This is a genomic window from Pseudomonas sp. 51_B (assembly GCF_017491595.1).
GTDB lineage: Bacteria > Pseudomonadota > Gammaproteobacteria > Pseudomonadales > Pseudomonadaceae > Aquipseudomonas > Aquipseudomonas promysalinigenes.
The window spans coordinates 1-242 of sequence record NZ_JAFGYW010000600.1; the positions used below are offsets into that span (position 1 = coordinate 1).

The window sequence follows — 242 nt, forward strand, 5'->3', positions numbered from 1 at the left end:
CGGCTACTGCATGGGGTGAATAGGCCGGAACGCGTACGATGCCCAGGCCAAGGCGCTGCGCGGCAGGCAGGTCTACGTGGTTGTAGCCGGCCGAACGCAGGGCAATCAACCGCGTGCCGCCAGCGGCAGCGCCCTGGACCTGCACTATCAGCCCGCCCGCCTGACCCTGGACACCGCTACTCTGGCAAGTGGCTTCGAGGTGGTCTGCGCATTCATCAACGATGAACTCGACGCTCAGGTGT

The 242-nt window shown here is 65.3% G+C and carries 1 pseudogene; it reads right to left on the bottom strand.

The features are described from left to right. Positions 1-139 (bottom strand): annotated as a pseudogene (locus J5M56_RS26360) (2-hydroxyacid dehydrogenase); the annotation flags it as partial. Positions 140-242 lie beyond the last annotated feature (103 nt).